The following is a 13,313-nucleotide window of genomic DNA, read 5'->3' as shown; positions in this document are numbered from 1 at the left end:
AGCCGCAAATGGCTAGCCCAGCCGCAAAACAGCCTATTTTCTCGCCTGGTAGCTCCCAAACGCAAAGCGCCCGTGCCAGCCAAAGCCAGCACGGGCGCTCCCGTATTTTCTTGAAAAGGCTACTAAGCCGAAGCCGACTCAGCCAGCACAACTACTTGGTTACGAAGTACTTCCACAATACCACCGCTGATGTGAAACGTGCCGCCGCCCGCGCCCGTCACCGTGATATCGCCCTCCTTGAGGGCCGCAATCAGCGGCGCATGGTTGTTGAGCACTTCAAACGAGCCATCGGTGCCCGGAAACCGCACCGACGTTGCTTCGCCTTCATATACTTTCCGGTCGGGGGTGATGATTTCTAAATGCATGATTTTGAGCTATTGAATAAGCTAATAACCTAAGAGAACGTCATGCTGAGCAAAGTGAAGCATCTCGTTCGAATCGTTGGATTACTAATCAAACGGCGTGAGCGAGATGCTTCACTTTGTTCAGCATGACGTTCTCTTATTTCTGTTTACTGAGCCTCAGCCATCAGGCGCTCGCCCTTGGCCACGGCATCCTCGATGTTGCCTACCAGGTTGAACGCCGACTCGGGCAGGTGGTCGTACTTACCGTCAATGATTTCGTTGAAGCCTTTGATGGTGTCCTTGATGTCAACCAGCACGCCTTTGAGGCCGGTGAACTGCTCGGCCACGAAGAAGGGCTGCGACAGGAAGCGCTGCACGCGGCGAGCGCGGTTCACGGTCTGCTTGTCCTCTTCCGAAAGCTCGTCCATACCCAAGATGGCGATGATGTCTTGCAGCTCCTTATAGCGCTGCAAAATCTCCTTCACGCGCTGGGCGGTGTTATAGTGCTCGGCACCCAGGATGGTCGCATCCAGAATACGCGAGGTCGAGTCCAGCGGGTCAACGGCGGGGTAGATACCCAGCTCGGCAATTTTGCGGCTCAGTACCGTCGTGGCATCCAGGTGGGCAAACGTGTTGGCCGGGGCCGGGTCAGTCAAGTCATCGGCAGGCACGTAAACGGCCTGTACCGAGGTAATTGAACCACGCTTGGTCGAAGTAATGCGCTCCTGCATGGCACCCATCTCGGTGGCCAGCGTGGGCTGGTAACCCACGGCCGACGGCATCCGGCCCAAGAGAGCTGATACTTCCGAACCCGCCTGCGTGAAGCGGAAGATGTTGTCGATAAAGAACAGGATGTCGCGGCCAGCGCCGGTGCCGTCGCCATCGCGGAAGCTCTCGGCAATGGTGAGGCCCGACAGGGCTACGCGGGCACGGGCTCCGGGAGGCTCGTTCATCTGGCCAAACACCAGGGTTGCCTGCGACTTCTCCATCTCGGCCATGTCCACCTTGGTGAGGTCCCAGCCGCCCTCTTCCATCGAGTGCTTGAAGGCCTCGCCGTAGCGAATGATGTTGGCTTCGATGAATTCGCGCAGCAAGTCGTTGCCCTCGCGGGTACGCTCACCCACACCGGCAAACACCGACAGGCCCGAATAGGCCTTGGCCACGTTGTTGATAAGCTCCTGAATCAGAACGGTTTTGCCTACGCCAGCACCACCAAACAGACCGATTTTACCACCCTTTACATAAGGAGCCAGCAAGTCGATTACTTTGATGCCGGTGAAGAATACTTCCGACGACGTAGCCAGGTCCTCAAACGCCGGGGCGTTGCGGTGAATGGGCAAGCCACCGGTGGTCACCGGCTGCGGAATGCCGTCAATGGCCTGACCGATAACGTTGAACAAGCGACCTTTCACGCCGTCGCCGGTGGGCATCGTGATGGGGCGGCCCAGGCTGCGTACTTCCGCGCCACGGGTCATGCCTTCCGTCGAGTCCATGGCGATGGTGCGCACCCGGTCCTCGCCCAGGTGCTGCTGGCATTCCAGCACTACCACCTGGCCGTTCTCTTTGGTCACCTCCATTGCGTCGAAGATGTTGGGGAGGTCTGCCTCGCCCGCGAAGCTTACGTCCACCACGGGGCCGATAACCTGGGTGATTTTGCCCGAATTCGCCATTTGGTTTTGCTTTACTAAGTTAATATGCTTTTGAGGGTGCAAAAGTACGCCTCAAACCCTTCTTTTCAAAGCTGAAGCACTGGTGAATGCGGCCCCCACCCCGGCGGGCCGGAAAGGGGACTGCGCACCACCCCGGCACACTTTTTTTATTTTTTTTGCTCTCCCGCTTGCGTCGTATTATTCTTTTAGTACCTTTGCAGCCCCGAACAGCACATCGCAACCCGGGAAATTGTCCGATGGTGTAACTGGCAACACGCTTGATTTTGATTCAAGAAAGTCCAGGTTCGAGCCCTGGTCGGACAACTTCGACACCGCTCGACAACTTTAGCAAAGGCGCTGGCTTCTCCCTCCTCGGGAGTAAGTCAGCGCCTTTCGCTATTTATTTCTCCTCCGTTCGCCGCCTGTTGTTCTGCTAAGCCCAGCGTAACAGGCGGTTTTGCTTTACCTTCCTGTATGGACCCGCACGCTAAAATATTTGCCGGCAGCGCCTCGCAAGAGCTTGGCCACAAAATTGCCGCCGCGTTTGGTCAGCCCTTGGGCGACCTTACCCTCCAGCGTTTCGCCGACGATGAGCTCAGCCCGAGCTTCGACGAGAGCGTACGCGGCTGTGAGGTGTTCCTCATCCAAAGCACCTTTCCGCCCTCCGAACACCTCATGGAGCTCATGCTGATGGTGGACGCCTGCAAGCGTGCCTCGGCCCACAAGGTCAATATCGTGATGCCCTACATGGGCTACGCCCGCCAGGACCGCAAGGACAAGCCCCGCGTGAGCATCGGGGCCAAGGTGGTGGCCAACATCATCCAAAGCGTGGGGACCGACCGCCTGATGACCTGCGACCTGCACGCCGGCCAAATCCAGGGCTTTTTCGACATTCCGGTAGACCACTTAGACGGCGCCACCGTCACGGCGCCCTACATCAAGTCGCTGAACCTAGAGAATCTCATCTTCGCCTCGCCCGACGTGGGCGGCGTGGTGCGCACCCGGGCCTTCGCCAAGAAATTCGGGGCCGAGATTGTGGTCTGCGACAAGATGCGCCTGCGGGCCAACGAAATCGCCTCCATGCAAATCATCGGCGATGTGAAGGGTATGGACGTAGTATTTGTGGACGACATGGTGGACACCGCCGGCACCATCTGCAAAGCTGCTGACTTGGTGATGGAGCGCGGCGCCAACTCGGTGCGCGCCGTGATTACGCACCCGTTGCTTAGCGGCCCGGCGCACAGCCGCATCCGCGCCTCGGCCCTCACCGAATTGATTACGACGGATACCATTCCGCAGCGTGAGGAGAACGAGAAGGTGCGCGTGATTTCGCTGGCCCCACTCTTTGCGCAGGCTATCCGCAACGTGGTGACGCACGAGAGCATTAGCTCGCTGTTTAGTTAGCAGACTGTTTGTGTTTGCGAGCAATCGCCTGTCATTGCGAGCCTGCGAAGCAATCGCACCAGAACGAGTCGTTGCGAGTATCATTTTGGTGCGATTGCTTCGCAGGCTCGCAATGACAGGCGATTAATAAGTCAGCCAGCTTTTAATTCTCAGCTTAAATCCGTACCTTTGCGGCCCGTTTCGGCAAGGGTTGCCGGGCGGATAATTCATTCCAAATCAACTTCTTTTATGAAAAGCCTGGAGATTGTAGGGTTTAAAAGAGCGAATCTCGGCAAGACGGACGCGAAAGCGCTGCGCCTCGATGCGCAGGTGCCATGCGTACTGTACGGTGGCAAAGACACAGTGCACTTCTCGGTGCCCGCTATCTTGTTCCGCGAGTTGCTATATACCCCAGAGGCCCACATCGTGGACCTGAACGTAGAAGGCACCATGTTCCGCGCTATCGTTCAAGATGCTCAGTTCCACCCCGTTAACGAAATGCTGTTGCATGTTGACTTCCTGGAAATTGAGGACGGCAAAGAAGTGAAAATGGACATCCCCGTGAAGTACATCGGCGTATCGCCGGGCGTACTGGCTGGTGGCAAGCTGGCTAGCAAGCTCCGCAAGGTGCGCGTGAAGGCTTCGTCGGAGAACCTGCCCGACTACGTGGAGGTTGACATCAGCACCCTCGAACTCGGCAAGTCGGTGAAAGTAGGGGCCGTAGTTCCCAAAAACTACACCATCCTCACCAGCGCCCAGGCTCCCATTGCTACCGTAACCGTACCGCGCGCCCTGAAAGGCGAACTGGCCGGCAACAAGTAATAATCGCAGATTTAGCTGATTGCGCAGATTTCACAGATTCGGCCGTCAGCTTATTGCTCGCTTACCCAAAAAAGGTGCTTCGTTTGGAGCACCTTTTTTGCTGTCTAATGCCAACCGGAAACGGGCCAAATACTCCTTCTATCCCACTCCCGCGCCAGTCGAATCTGCGAAATCCGCGCAATCTGTCTAAATCTGCGATTTTATGAAGTTCTTGATTCTTTGCCTCGGCAATATTGGACCCGAGTACGCCGATACCCGGCATAATATCGGGTTTATGGTGGCCGATTATTTAGCGGTTAAGTTTGAGGCCCCGCGCTTTGAGTTGGGCCGCCACGCGTTTACCACTGAATTTAAAAGCAAAGGCCACACCTACGTGCTGGTAAAACCCACCACCTACATGAACCTCAGTGGCAAGGCCGCCGCGCACTGGCTGAGCACCCTCAAAATAGGGCCTGAGCACATGCTGGTGATAACCGATGACCTGGCACTGCCCTTCGGCAAACTGCGGCTGAAAGGCCAGGGCTCAGCAGGCGGGCACAACGGGCTGAAAGACGTGCAAGCCACGCTGGGCAACGATGTGTACGCTCGCCTGCGCTTCGGCGTGGACGCTAATTTTCCGAAGGGCCGGCAGGTTGATTATGTGCTCGACCCGTTTTCGGCTGATGAGCGCATTGATTTGCCGTTGCGCATCGAAAAAGCCGGCGAGGCTGTGCTGGCCTTCGGGGCAATGGGATTGGAGCGTGCGATGAATATTGTTAATGTGAAGTAAGTCGGGAACGCGCGGTGGTTGTTAATCACTCACGCTTAAAAAGCCGGCTGTCATGCTGAGTTTACGAAGCATCTTATCAGGCGTGAACGACTTGTTCTGGCGCGACAGGATGCTTCGTAAACTCAGCATGACAGCCGGCTTTTACGATTTTTACTTCTTACTTGATTACAAAATACTGCTACCGTTGCGCACGGCGCTGCCGGGCTGCATCAGCGCCAGCGTGCCATCGGCATTTTCGGCTAGCAGCAACATGCCTTGGCTCTGAATTCCTTTGATTTCGCGAGGCGCCAAATTCAGCAATACCATGGCTTGCTGACCGATGAGCGCCTCCAGAATAAACGACTCGGCAATGCCACTCACGATGGTGCGCTGGTCGAGGCCAGTGTCGATAGTGAGTTTGAGCAGCTTTTTAGTTTTGGGTACTTTTTCGGCGGCGACAATGGTGCCCACGCGCAGGTCCATTTTGCCAAAATCATCGAAGCTCACATTTTCTTTACTCTCCGTAACGGGCGTAGAAGCCAAGGTATTAGCTTGCTTGGTATCGAGCAGTTTTTGCACTTGAGCTTGTACCACGGCGTCATCGATTTTGGCAAACAGCAGTGCGGGCTCTTGCAGTTGGTGGCCGGTGGGCAGTTGCTCGGCTCGGGCGGCGCTCTGCCAGTCGCCGGGCTCAAAATTGAGCATGGCGGCCAGCTTAGCAGCCGAGTCGGGCAGGAAGGGCGTAAGCAGCGGCACCAGCGCGGCCGTTACCTGCAAGGCCACGTGTAGCACCGTGCCCGTGCGTGCCGCATCGGTTTTGATGAGTTTCCAAGGCTCGGTTTCGGCCAGGTATTTATTGCCGACGCGCGCCAAGTTCATTAATTCGGCCAGCGCGTCACGGAAACGGTAATTCTCGATGAGGTCCCCGATGCGCGCCGGAAATTCAGCTAGCTGGCGGAATACCTCTTCATCAATTTCCAATAATTCGCCGCGCTCAGGCACTTTGCCTTCGAAGAATTTCTGCGTCAGCACCGCCGCCCGGTTCACAAAATTGCCGAGCGTGGCTACCAGCTCGTTATTATTGCGCGCCTGGAAGTCCTTCCAGGTGAAGTCGTTATCCTTGGTTTCGGGGGCGTTGGCGCAGAGCACGTAGCGCAGCACGTCGGCCTGGCCGGGGAAATCCTGCAAGTACTCGTGCAGCCACACGGCCCAGTTGCGCGAGGTACTGATTTTGTCGCCTTCCAGGTTTAGAAACTCGTTGGCGGGCACGTTATCCGGCAGGATATAATCGCCGTGCGCCTTCAGCATCACCGGGAAAATAATGCAGTGAAAAACAATATTATCCTTGCCGATAAAATGTACCAGCTTGGTTTCGGGGTCCTGCCAGTATTTCTCCCACTCATCAGGAAAACCTTCCTTAGTGGCTGATATGTAGCCAATGGGCGCATCAAACCATACGTAGAGCACTTTACCCTCAGCACCGGGCACCGGCACGGGCACGCCCCAGTCGAGGTCGCGGGTTACGGCGCGGGCGTGCAGGCCCTGGTCAATCCAGGATTTGCACTGGCCATACACGTTGGTTTTCCAGTCGCTTTTGTGGCCTTCTACTATCCACTCGCGCAGCCAGGGCTCGTACTGGTCGAGGGGCAAAAACCAGTGCTTGGTATCGCGCAGCACTGGCGTGTTACCGCTGAGCATGGAACGCGGATTAATTAATTCCGTCGGGCTAAGCGAGCTGCCGCAACGCTCGCACTGGTCACCGTAGGCGTTTTCGTTGCCACAGTTGGGGCAGGTGCCTACCACGTAGCGGTCGGCCAGAAATTGGCCGGCCTGCTCATCATAGAGCTGCTGGGTGGTTTGCTCGATGAATTTATTATCAGCGTACAATTTCTTGAAAAACTCGCTCGAAACCTCGGCGTGCGTTGCGGACGACGTGCGCGAATACACGTCGAACGACACGTTGAAATCCTGGAATGAGTCGCGGATAATGGCGTGGTATTTATCCACTACCTGCTGGGGCGTCACGCCTTCCTTCTGCGCCCGAATGGTAATGGGCACGCCGTGCTCGTCGGAGCCGCAAATAAATTTTACGTCGCGGTTTTGGGCGCGCAAATAGCGCACGTAAATATCAGCGGGTAAATAAACGCCGGCCAAGTGGCCAATATGCACGGGGCCATTGGCGTAGGGCAGGGCGGCCGTTACGGTGTAACGCTTTGGTAGTGTGTTCATTACTAATAAATAACCGCTGGTGGCGGGGCAATGCCGCACGCTTGAAATAGAGCGGCGGAAATACGTGTAAATTCGGTGCGCCTTAGCTCGAGTAGCCCTGGCGAAAAACGGTGGCGGGCAGGTAGTTGGCCTTAAAATACTACACCCGACGCTAACAAAAATTCTGGGAGCGCGTTTGCCAATTAATTAAATTTATATTTGGCAAATTGGTGCTGCCACTCGGCAGTAATTGATTTCTCTTTTCTTTCCAAACCCCTCTCGTACTCATGGCCAAAAAAACCAACGCAGAAGCTTCGGCCCCGGCCGCCCCTGCCAAACGCACCACCGAGGAAAAAGCGCAGCGCAAAGCGGATAAAGCCGGTCAGCGCGCCACCAAATCGCTGAACGACGACCGCGCCGAGAAGAAAGCCAACCAGAAACAGACCCTAAAGTCGGCGGCCAAGCAGCTGCAAAAGGAGTTGGATACGCGCATGAGCGAGGTGGTAGCCCGCATTCGCAAAGAAACGAAAGCCAAGCTAAAGGAAGTGGTGAAGGATGCCACGCGCCGCCTCGATGTGGATACCGAGCGCATGTTTGAGCAGGCCCTGCACACTATTGTGCGCCACTACGACTCCATTGCCCCCGGCCGCACCACCGACATCAACCTGCCCGCCCCTACCGCCGCCGAAGATGATGCCGACACCCCCGCCACGGCCGCTACCAGCAGCTCCAAAAAACCAGCTCCCAGCAAAGCCAGCGCGGCCAAGCCAGCCGCCCCAATCGCGGCCAAAAAGGGTGCCGGCCGCCCCGTAGGCAGCACGAGCAAGGCCCCCAAAGTCGCCCCCGCTACAAGCCGGGGCCCCGGCCGCCCCAAAACCTCCTCGGCTTCCGAGGCAGTTGACGGTTCCTCGGAGCTTAACACCCCCGTGGGTACCAGCAACGACAGCGTAGCCGTAGACAACGTTTAGGTAACTGCTTGAACACAAAATAAATAGGGGGTTGCTGCCGATACTGGCAGCAACCCCCTATTTATTTTGTGTTCAAATGCTTCTGCTTACGGCCGGGGCGCAGGGTCCGGAATGGTCTGGTCGATGCGCTGCAGGCGGGTTTCGGTGGTGGTATTGTTGGCGTCGTTGGTATTCAGCGTTTCGGGGCGCTTAACGCGGTTGATGTCGGAGGCCTGCTCGCCCAGGCGCAGGGTGTTGGGGGTGGCATCGGGCGCGGGGCTGGTGGTGGAGGCCCCGCGCGGCGCGTTGGCGTTGTAGATGGCGCGGCGGTCGGCATCGGTGGTCACCTCGGTGGGGATGGAGCGCGGGGCGGCGTTTTCGGCGGTGCGCTCGGAGGCGGTGCAGGCGGCCAATAGCAGCGGCAGGCCCAAGGCGGCAGCGCGCAAAGAATAGCGAAGGAACATGAGGAGCAGCAAAAAGGCGGCCCGTAGTAGGCCGCCTTGTATCTAACGGATTGCGGGCACGGTAGTTGACCGTTATTTTTTCGACTCAAACGTGAGTGCATTACCGTCCATGCAGTAGCGTTGGCCGGTGGGCTTGGGGCCATCGTCGAAGACGTGGCCGAGGTGGCCGCCGCACTTGGCGCACACGATTTCGTCGCGGCTCATGCCGAAGCTTTCGTCTGACTTCACCTTGACGCTGGCTACCGTGGCCGGGGCAAAGAAGCTGGGCCAGCCGGTGCCCGACTCAAACTTAGTATCGCTGGAAAACAGCAGGTTGTGGTCGGCGGCGCAGTAGTAGGTACCGGCCGCGTGGTTGTCGTGGTATTTGCCAGTGAAGGGCCGCTCGGTACCCTCTTCACGCAGGATGTAATACTGGTCGGGCGTGAGTTGTTTTTTCCACTCGGCATCGGTTTTTACCACTGCGTACTCACCCGGCTTGCCCGTAACGGGCAGCGGCTGCGGGTATTTGGCGGTGGTAACGGTGGCACCTTTGGGGCCAGTGGGCACGGCCGCCACGGTTTTGGGCTGGTCGGCGTGGCTTTGCGAGCAGGCCGGGGTGAGGGCGGCTACGCTAAGCAGAAGAGAAAGCAGGGAGAAACGCATGGGAAAGACGAAGCTGGGAAAGAATTACCTCCTAACAAACGTAGCCGCCCGCGCGTTCGGATGCGGCGGCCGTCGTAACTTAGTGAAGCCAGGGCCGGGCTGGGCGCCAATGCGCACAGCCTCAAGTCGGAACGTTTGGTTGCCCGCCAGGCGTTGATTTTCAGGATAATAAAAACGCAACTCGGTTTCTTAGCGGAAACTCCGTACCTTTGCGGCCGCAAAAACTTACGTATGACCCAGAACATTCGGAATATCGCCATCATTGCCCACGTTGACCACGGCAAGACGACTTTGGTGGATAAGATTATCCACGCATCCAAGATTTTTGATGCCCACCAGCACTTCGACGACCTCATCCTCGACGACAACCCTCTGGAGCGCGAGCGCGGCATTACCATCGTATCGAAGAACGTGTCGGTACGCTATAATGGCGTGAAAATCAACATCATCGACACGCCTGGTCACGCCGACTTCGGTGGCGAGGTAGAGCGCGTGTTGAAGCTAGCCGACGGCGTACTGCTGCTCGTGGATGCCTTCGAAGGCGCCATGCCGCAGACCCGCTTCGTGCTGGGCAAAGCCATCGACTTGGGCCTCAAGCCCATCGTGGTAGTGAACAAAGTGGACAAGGAAAACTGCCGTCCCGACGAGGTGCATGAGCAGGTTTTCGACCTCATGTTCAACCTCGGGGCTACCGAAGACCAACTTGATTTCGTGACGCTGTACGGCTCGTCGAAGCAAGGCTGGATGAGCACCGATTGGAAAGTAAAAACCGACAACCTCATTCCGCTGCTCGACGCAGTGGTAGCGTCCATCCCGCCCGCTCCGGTGCTGGAAGGCACGCCCCAGATGCAGATTACGTCGCTCGACTACTCGGCGTTCGTAGGCCGTATCGCCATCGGCCGCGTGCACCGCGGTACGCTGAAAGAAGGCACGAACATGAGCCTGATGAAGGCTGATGGCAGTGTGAAAAAAGTAAAAGTGCGTGAATTGCACGTATTTGAAGGCCTGGGCCGCGTGAAAGTAGACTCAGTGAGCAGCGGCGAAATTTGCGCCGTTTCGGGTATCGAAGGCTTCGACATCGGCGATACGCTGGCCGACTTCGACAATCCCGAGCAGCTGGAGCGCATCAGCATCGACGAGCCGACGATGAACATGCTGTTCACCATCAACAACTCGCCGTTCTTCGGTAAGGAAGGTAAGTTCGTGACTTCGCGTCACTTGCGTGACCGTCTGTTCAAGGAGACTGAGAAAAACCTCGCCCTGCGCGTGGAGACGACCGACAAGGAGGATACCTTCCTCGTGTTTGGCCGCGGTATTCTTCACTTGTCGGTACTCATCGAAACGATGCGCCGCGAAGGCTACGAGCTGCAAGTGGGCCAGCCCCAGGTGTTGTTCAAGGAAGACGAAAACGGCAAGCGCCTTGAGCCCATCGAGCTGCTGGTAGTGGATGTGCCCGAAGAATCGGCCGGCAAGGTGATTGAGCTGGTGAGCATGCGCAAAGGCGAAATGAGCATCATGGAGCCGAAGGGCGACTTGCAGCACCTGGAGTTCAGCATCCCGTCGCGCGGCCTCATCGGCCTGCGTAACAACGTGCTGACGGCCACCGGCGGCGAGGCTATCATGAACCACCGCTTCGTAGACTACGAAGAGCACAAGGGTCCGATTCCGGGCCGGATTGCTGGTTCGCTGATTTCGCTCGAAACAGGCCCCGGCACTGCCTACACCATCGACAAGATGCAGGACCGCGGCTCGTTCTTCGTGGACCCAGGTGAAGAAGTATACGCTGGCCAGGTTATCGGCGAGCACACCCGCCCCAACGACTTGACCATCAACATTCAGAAGGGCAAGAAGCTGACCAACATGCGTGCCTCGGGTACGGATGACAACGCTAAAATTGTTCCCAAGCGTCAGTTCTCGCTGGAGGAAGCCATGGAATACATCCAGAAGGATGAGTACCTGGAAGTAACGCCAAAGTCGGTACGGATGCGTAAGATTTTGCTCGACGAAAACGAGCGCCTGCGCTACGCCAAGACGGCCGAGTAAATCGCAGATTGACACTGATTTTTGTGATTTCGCAGATTCAGGCGTGAGTTGTTTTTGAGAGAGGCGCGGCTTTGGTCGCGCCTTTTTCTTTTTCCATTGAGTAACAATCGTTTTTTATGAGTCAGGCTAATCTTACGCAGTTTATTCAATTTTTCACTCTGGCAGATGGAGCGGCTACCCAGCGCATGGAGACGCGGCTAGCACTGGTACTGCGTGACCCAGCGGCCTACCAAGGGCAATACGCCGAAGAACTAGCTGAACGCGGCATGGAAGCAGCGCTGCCCGCGCAGGAGCTGCGCGATGTAGCACTTATCGATGCGCTGTTGAGCGAGGACTTGCTGTGGGAGAGCGACTACCAGGACCCCGCCGCCGAAATAGCTGAGGGCCTGAATGACATTCTGGAACACCAAAAACGGCCCGAGCGTCTGCGGGTGGCGGCAGCAGGCAAGGGCCCCGAGGCGCTCGACGCCTTGCAGGAGGCCCTGGAGCCGCTGGGCCTGGCGCTGGTGCTGCTGACGCTGGATAGCGATGCCTACCCGCTGAGCGTGGTGGCCGAGGCGCAGGCTGAGGAAACTCGCCAGCTAGCCCAGGAGCTGGGTTTTGGCGTAACGGTATATTGAACAAGTAGCCGGGCGCGTGGTTGGGCTACTGATTTTTCCCCTTCTTAGCCCCTTGCAGTTTATGGACCGCGCTACCGTCACCCAAAAAATACTTGCTGCCAAAGTGAAGCAAGGCCTGCGCTGGGCCGATATTGCCCAGGAAATCGGCCACAGCAAGGAGTGGACTACCGCCGCCCTGCTCGGCCAGATGAAGCTGACGGCGGCCCAGGCGGCCGTAGCTAAGCGCCTGTTTGGGCTGGATGAGGAGGAAACCGCTTGGCTGCAAATAGTGCCCTACAAAGGCTCGCTGCCCACGGCCGTGCCCACCGACCCGCTCATCTACCGCTTCTACGAGCTGGTAAGCGTGTACGGCCTCACGTTCAAGGAGTTGATTAACGAAGAGTTTGGCGATGGCATCATGAGCGCCATCGACTTTTCGATGGACCTCACCCGCGAGCCCCACGCCAACGGCGACCGGGTAAGCATTGTGATGAGCGGCAAGTTTTTGCCCTACAAGTCGTACTAGTCCAGCAGCGGGGGAGGCGTTACCCCCGCTGCCGTACGGCCTCAAACGTGAGCACGGCGGCCGCCACGCTCACGTTGAGCGAGTCGAGCACGCCGCGCATGGGGATGATGACGGTTTCGTCGCAGGCGGCGCGGGTGGCGGGCGTGAGGCCGTCGGCTTCGGTGCCGAGCACCAGCGCCGTGGGGCCGCTGAAGTTGCTGGCGGTGTAGCTTTTGGCATCGTCGGCTAGGGCGGCGGCGAAGGTGCGGATGCCTTTTTGCTTCAGGAAAGCCAGGATTTCGACCATCGGCGCGGCCACGGTGGGCACCGTGAAGATGCCGCCCAGGCTGGCCCGGATAACGTTGGGGTTGTAGAGGTCGGTGCGCGGGTCGCCGACCAGCACGGCGTGGGCGGGCGCGGCATCGGCGGTGCGCAGGATGGCCCCGAGGTTGCCGGGCTTTTCCACGGCTTCGAGCACGAGGAGCAGCGGGTTGGCCGGCAGCTGCAAGTCGGCCAGGGTGCGGGTGGGGGTACGCAGCACAGCCAGCACCCCATCGGAACGCTCGCGCACGGCCAGCTTGGCAAACACGGCGGCGCTTACGGGCAGGTACTCGTAGGGGCGCGGCACGAGCTGCGCGGGGGCCAGCAGCTCCTGGGTGATGTCGGGGCCGGCCAGTTCCTCGCACACGAAGAGCGTGGCCACCCCCCAGCCGGCCTGGCGGGCGTTGGCCAGCTCGCGGTAGCCCTCCACCAGGGTGAGGCCCTGCCGGCGGCGCTCAGCCGATTTTTCTTGCAGGCGCAGCACATCTTTCACGCGCGGGTTGTGCAGGCTGGTGATGCGGTCGGGCTGAGTGGGGCGGGCGGCGTACATGGGGCAAAGTTACGGGGTGGGGCAGGCTACCGGGGCCCGGCGGGGCCGGCCGCCGCCTAACTTCGCCGGGCGCGGGCCGGGCGGATTT

The 13,313-nt window shown here is 58.3% G+C and carries 13 protein-coding genes and 1 tRNA gene; 8 read left to right on the top strand and 6 right to left on the bottom strand.

The features are described 5' to 3' along the window. Positions 1 to 122 precede the first annotated feature (122 nt). Together atpC and atpD are read right to left on the bottom strand one after the other, a co-directional pair. Positions 123 to 365 carry a F0F1 ATP synthase subunit epsilon gene (gene atpC / locus ACYVGC_RS10615; RefSeq protein WP_460583805.1) on the bottom strand — a complete coding sequence of 81 codons (243 nt, stop codon included), beginning with the start codon at positions 363 to 365 and terminating at the stop codon, positions 123 to 125. 146 nt (positions 366 to 511) lie between these two features. Further along, complete coding sequence (gene atpD, locus ACYVGC_RS10610) at positions 512 to 2,014, bottom strand: F0F1 ATP synthase subunit beta (RefSeq protein ID WP_460583804.1); 1,503 nt, start codon at positions 2,012 to 2,014, stop codon at positions 512 to 514. A 230-nt stretch (positions 2,015 to 2,244) separates the two neighbouring features. Here atpD and ACYVGC_RS10605 point away from each other — a divergent pair. From ACYVGC_RS10605 to pth, 4 genes are all read left to right on the top strand, one after another. Next, positions 2,245 to 2,317 (top strand) — tRNA-Gln (locus ACYVGC_RS10605). 150 nt (positions 2,318 to 2,467) lie between these two features. Continuing rightward, positions 2,468 to 3,397 carry a ribose-phosphate pyrophosphokinase gene (locus ACYVGC_RS10600; RefSeq protein ID WP_460583803.1) on the top strand — a complete coding sequence of 310 codons (930 nt, stop codon included), beginning with the start codon at positions 2,468 to 2,470 and terminating at the stop codon, positions 3,395 to 3,397. A gap of 228 nt (positions 3,398 to 3,625) precedes the next feature. Continuing rightward, the gene (locus ACYVGC_RS10595; RefSeq protein WP_460583802.1) at positions 3,626 to 4,198 is read left to right on the top strand and encodes a 50S ribosomal protein L25/general stress protein Ctc; all 573 of its coding nucleotides are present in this window, start codon (positions 3,626 to 3,628) and stop codon (positions 4,196 to 4,198) included. A gap of 202 nt (positions 4,199 to 4,400) precedes the next feature. Next, positions 4,401 to 4,967, top strand: a complete 567-nt coding sequence (gene pth / locus ACYVGC_RS10590; RefSeq protein WP_460583801.1) for an aminoacyl-tRNA hydrolase — start codon at positions 4,401 to 4,403, stop codon at positions 4,965 to 4,967. 165 nt (positions 4,968 to 5,132) lie between these two features. Here the strand turns inward: pth and metG are convergent, their stop codons facing one another. Further along, the gene (metG, locus tag ACYVGC_RS10585) at positions 5,133 to 7,175 is read right to left on the bottom strand and encodes a methionine--tRNA ligase (protein WP_460583800.1); all 2,043 of its coding nucleotides are present in this window, start codon (positions 7,173 to 7,175) and stop codon (positions 5,133 to 5,135) included. A 266-nt stretch (positions 7,176 to 7,441) separates the two neighbouring features. Between metG and ACYVGC_RS10580 the strand changes: the two genes are divergently transcribed. Beyond that, positions 7,442 to 8,122: a hypothetical protein gene (locus ACYVGC_RS10580; protein WP_460583799.1), complete on the top strand. Its 681-nt coding sequence runs from the start codon at positions 7,442 to 7,444 to the stop codon at positions 8,120 to 8,122. Between the two features lie 86 nt (positions 8,123 to 8,208). On the opposite strand, the gene ACYVGC_RS10575 is transcribed toward ACYVGC_RS10580, so the two are convergent. Next, positions 8,209 to 8,565: a hypothetical protein gene (locus ACYVGC_RS10575; RefSeq protein ID WP_460583798.1), complete on the bottom strand. Its 357-nt coding sequence runs from the start codon at positions 8,563 to 8,565 to the stop codon at positions 8,209 to 8,211. A 72-nt stretch (positions 8,566 to 8,637) separates the two neighbouring features. Next, on the bottom strand, positions 8,638 to 9,207 hold the full coding sequence (gene msrB / locus ACYVGC_RS10570) for a peptide-methionine (R)-S-oxide reductase (protein ID WP_460583797.1): 570 nt from the start codon (positions 9,205 to 9,207) through the stop codon (positions 8,638 to 8,640). Positions 9,208 to 9,438: 231 nt separating this feature from the next. Between msrB and typA the strand changes: the two genes are divergently transcribed. The 3 genes from typA (at position 9,439) to cynS (ending at position 12,375) form a co-directional block, all read left to right on the top strand. Next, positions 9,439 to 11,250, top strand: coding sequence for a GTP-binding protein TypA/BipA (gene typA / locus ACYVGC_RS10565; protein WP_460583796.1), 1,812 nt, complete (start codon positions 9,439 to 9,441; stop codon positions 11,248 to 11,250). 116 nt (positions 11,251 to 11,366) lie between these two features. Continuing rightward, positions 11,367 to 11,870 (top strand): DUF6630 family protein, encoded by a 504-nt coding sequence (locus ACYVGC_RS10560; protein ID WP_460583795.1) that lies wholly within the window; start codon positions 11,367 to 11,369, stop codon positions 11,868 to 11,870. Positions 11,871 to 11,931: 61 nt separating this feature from the next. Then, positions 11,932 to 12,375, top strand: a complete 444-nt coding sequence (gene cynS / locus ACYVGC_RS10555) for a cyanase (protein ID WP_460583794.1) — start codon at positions 11,932 to 11,934, stop codon at positions 12,373 to 12,375. 19 nt (positions 12,376 to 12,394) lie between these two features. Here cynS and ACYVGC_RS10550 read toward each other — a convergent pair whose 3' ends face one another. Continuing rightward, positions 12,395 to 13,225: a TrmH family RNA methyltransferase gene (locus ACYVGC_RS10550; RefSeq protein WP_460583793.1), complete on the bottom strand. Its 831-nt coding sequence runs from the start codon at positions 13,223 to 13,225 to the stop codon at positions 12,395 to 12,397. Positions 13,226 to 13,313 lie beyond the last annotated feature (88 nt).

The organism is Hymenobacter arcticus (assembly GCF_054779975.1).
Note: the sequence above shows the minus strand (reverse complement) of the source record. Positions and strands in the feature narration are given on the sequence as shown.

What these genes read in the sequence shown, in the direction of transcription:
- atpC (WP_460583805.1), bottom strand. Translation starts at nt 365, where the DNA reads ATGCATTTAGAAATCATCACCCCCGACCGGAAAGTATATGAAGGCGAA.
- atpD (WP_460583804.1), bottom strand. Translation starts at nt 2,014, where the DNA reads ATGGCGAATTCGGGCAAAATCACCCAGGTTATCGGCCCCGTGGTGGAC.
- ACYVGC_RS10600 (WP_460583803.1), top strand. Translation starts at nt 2,468, where the DNA reads ATGGACCCGCACGCTAAAATATTTGCCGGCAGCGCCTCGCAAGAGCTT.
- ACYVGC_RS10595 (WP_460583802.1), top strand. Translation starts at nt 3,626, where the DNA reads ATGAAAAGCCTGGAGATTGTAGGGTTTAAAAGAGCGAATCTCGGCAAG.
- pth (WP_460583801.1), top strand. Translation starts at nt 4,401, where the DNA reads ATGAAGTTCTTGATTCTTTGCCTCGGCAATATTGGACCCGAGTACGCC.
- metG (WP_460583800.1), bottom strand. Translation starts at nt 7,175, where the DNA reads ATGAACACACTACCAAAGCGTTACACCGTAACGGCCGCCCTGCCCTAC.
- ACYVGC_RS10580 (WP_460583799.1), top strand. Translation starts at nt 7,442, where the DNA reads ATGGCCAAAAAAACCAACGCAGAAGCTTCGGCCCCGGCCGCCCCTGCC.
- ACYVGC_RS10575 (WP_460583798.1), bottom strand. Translation starts at nt 8,565, where the DNA reads ATGTTCCTTCGCTATTCTTTGCGCGCTGCCGCCTTGGGCCTGCCGCTG.
- msrB (WP_460583797.1), bottom strand. Translation starts at nt 9,207, where the DNA reads ATGCGTTTCTCCCTGCTTTCTCTTCTGCTTAGCGTAGCCGCCCTCACC.
- typA (WP_460583796.1), top strand. Translation starts at nt 9,439, where the DNA reads ATGACCCAGAACATTCGGAATATCGCCATCATTGCCCACGTTGACCAC.
- ACYVGC_RS10560 (WP_460583795.1), top strand. Translation starts at nt 11,367, where the DNA reads ATGAGTCAGGCTAATCTTACGCAGTTTATTCAATTTTTCACTCTGGCA.
- cynS (WP_460583794.1), top strand. Translation starts at nt 11,932, where the DNA reads ATGGACCGCGCTACCGTCACCCAAAAAATACTTGCTGCCAAAGTGAAG.
- ACYVGC_RS10550 (WP_460583793.1), bottom strand. Translation starts at nt 13,225, where the DNA reads ATGTACGCCGCCCGCCCCACTCAGCCCGACCGCATCACCAGCCTGCAC.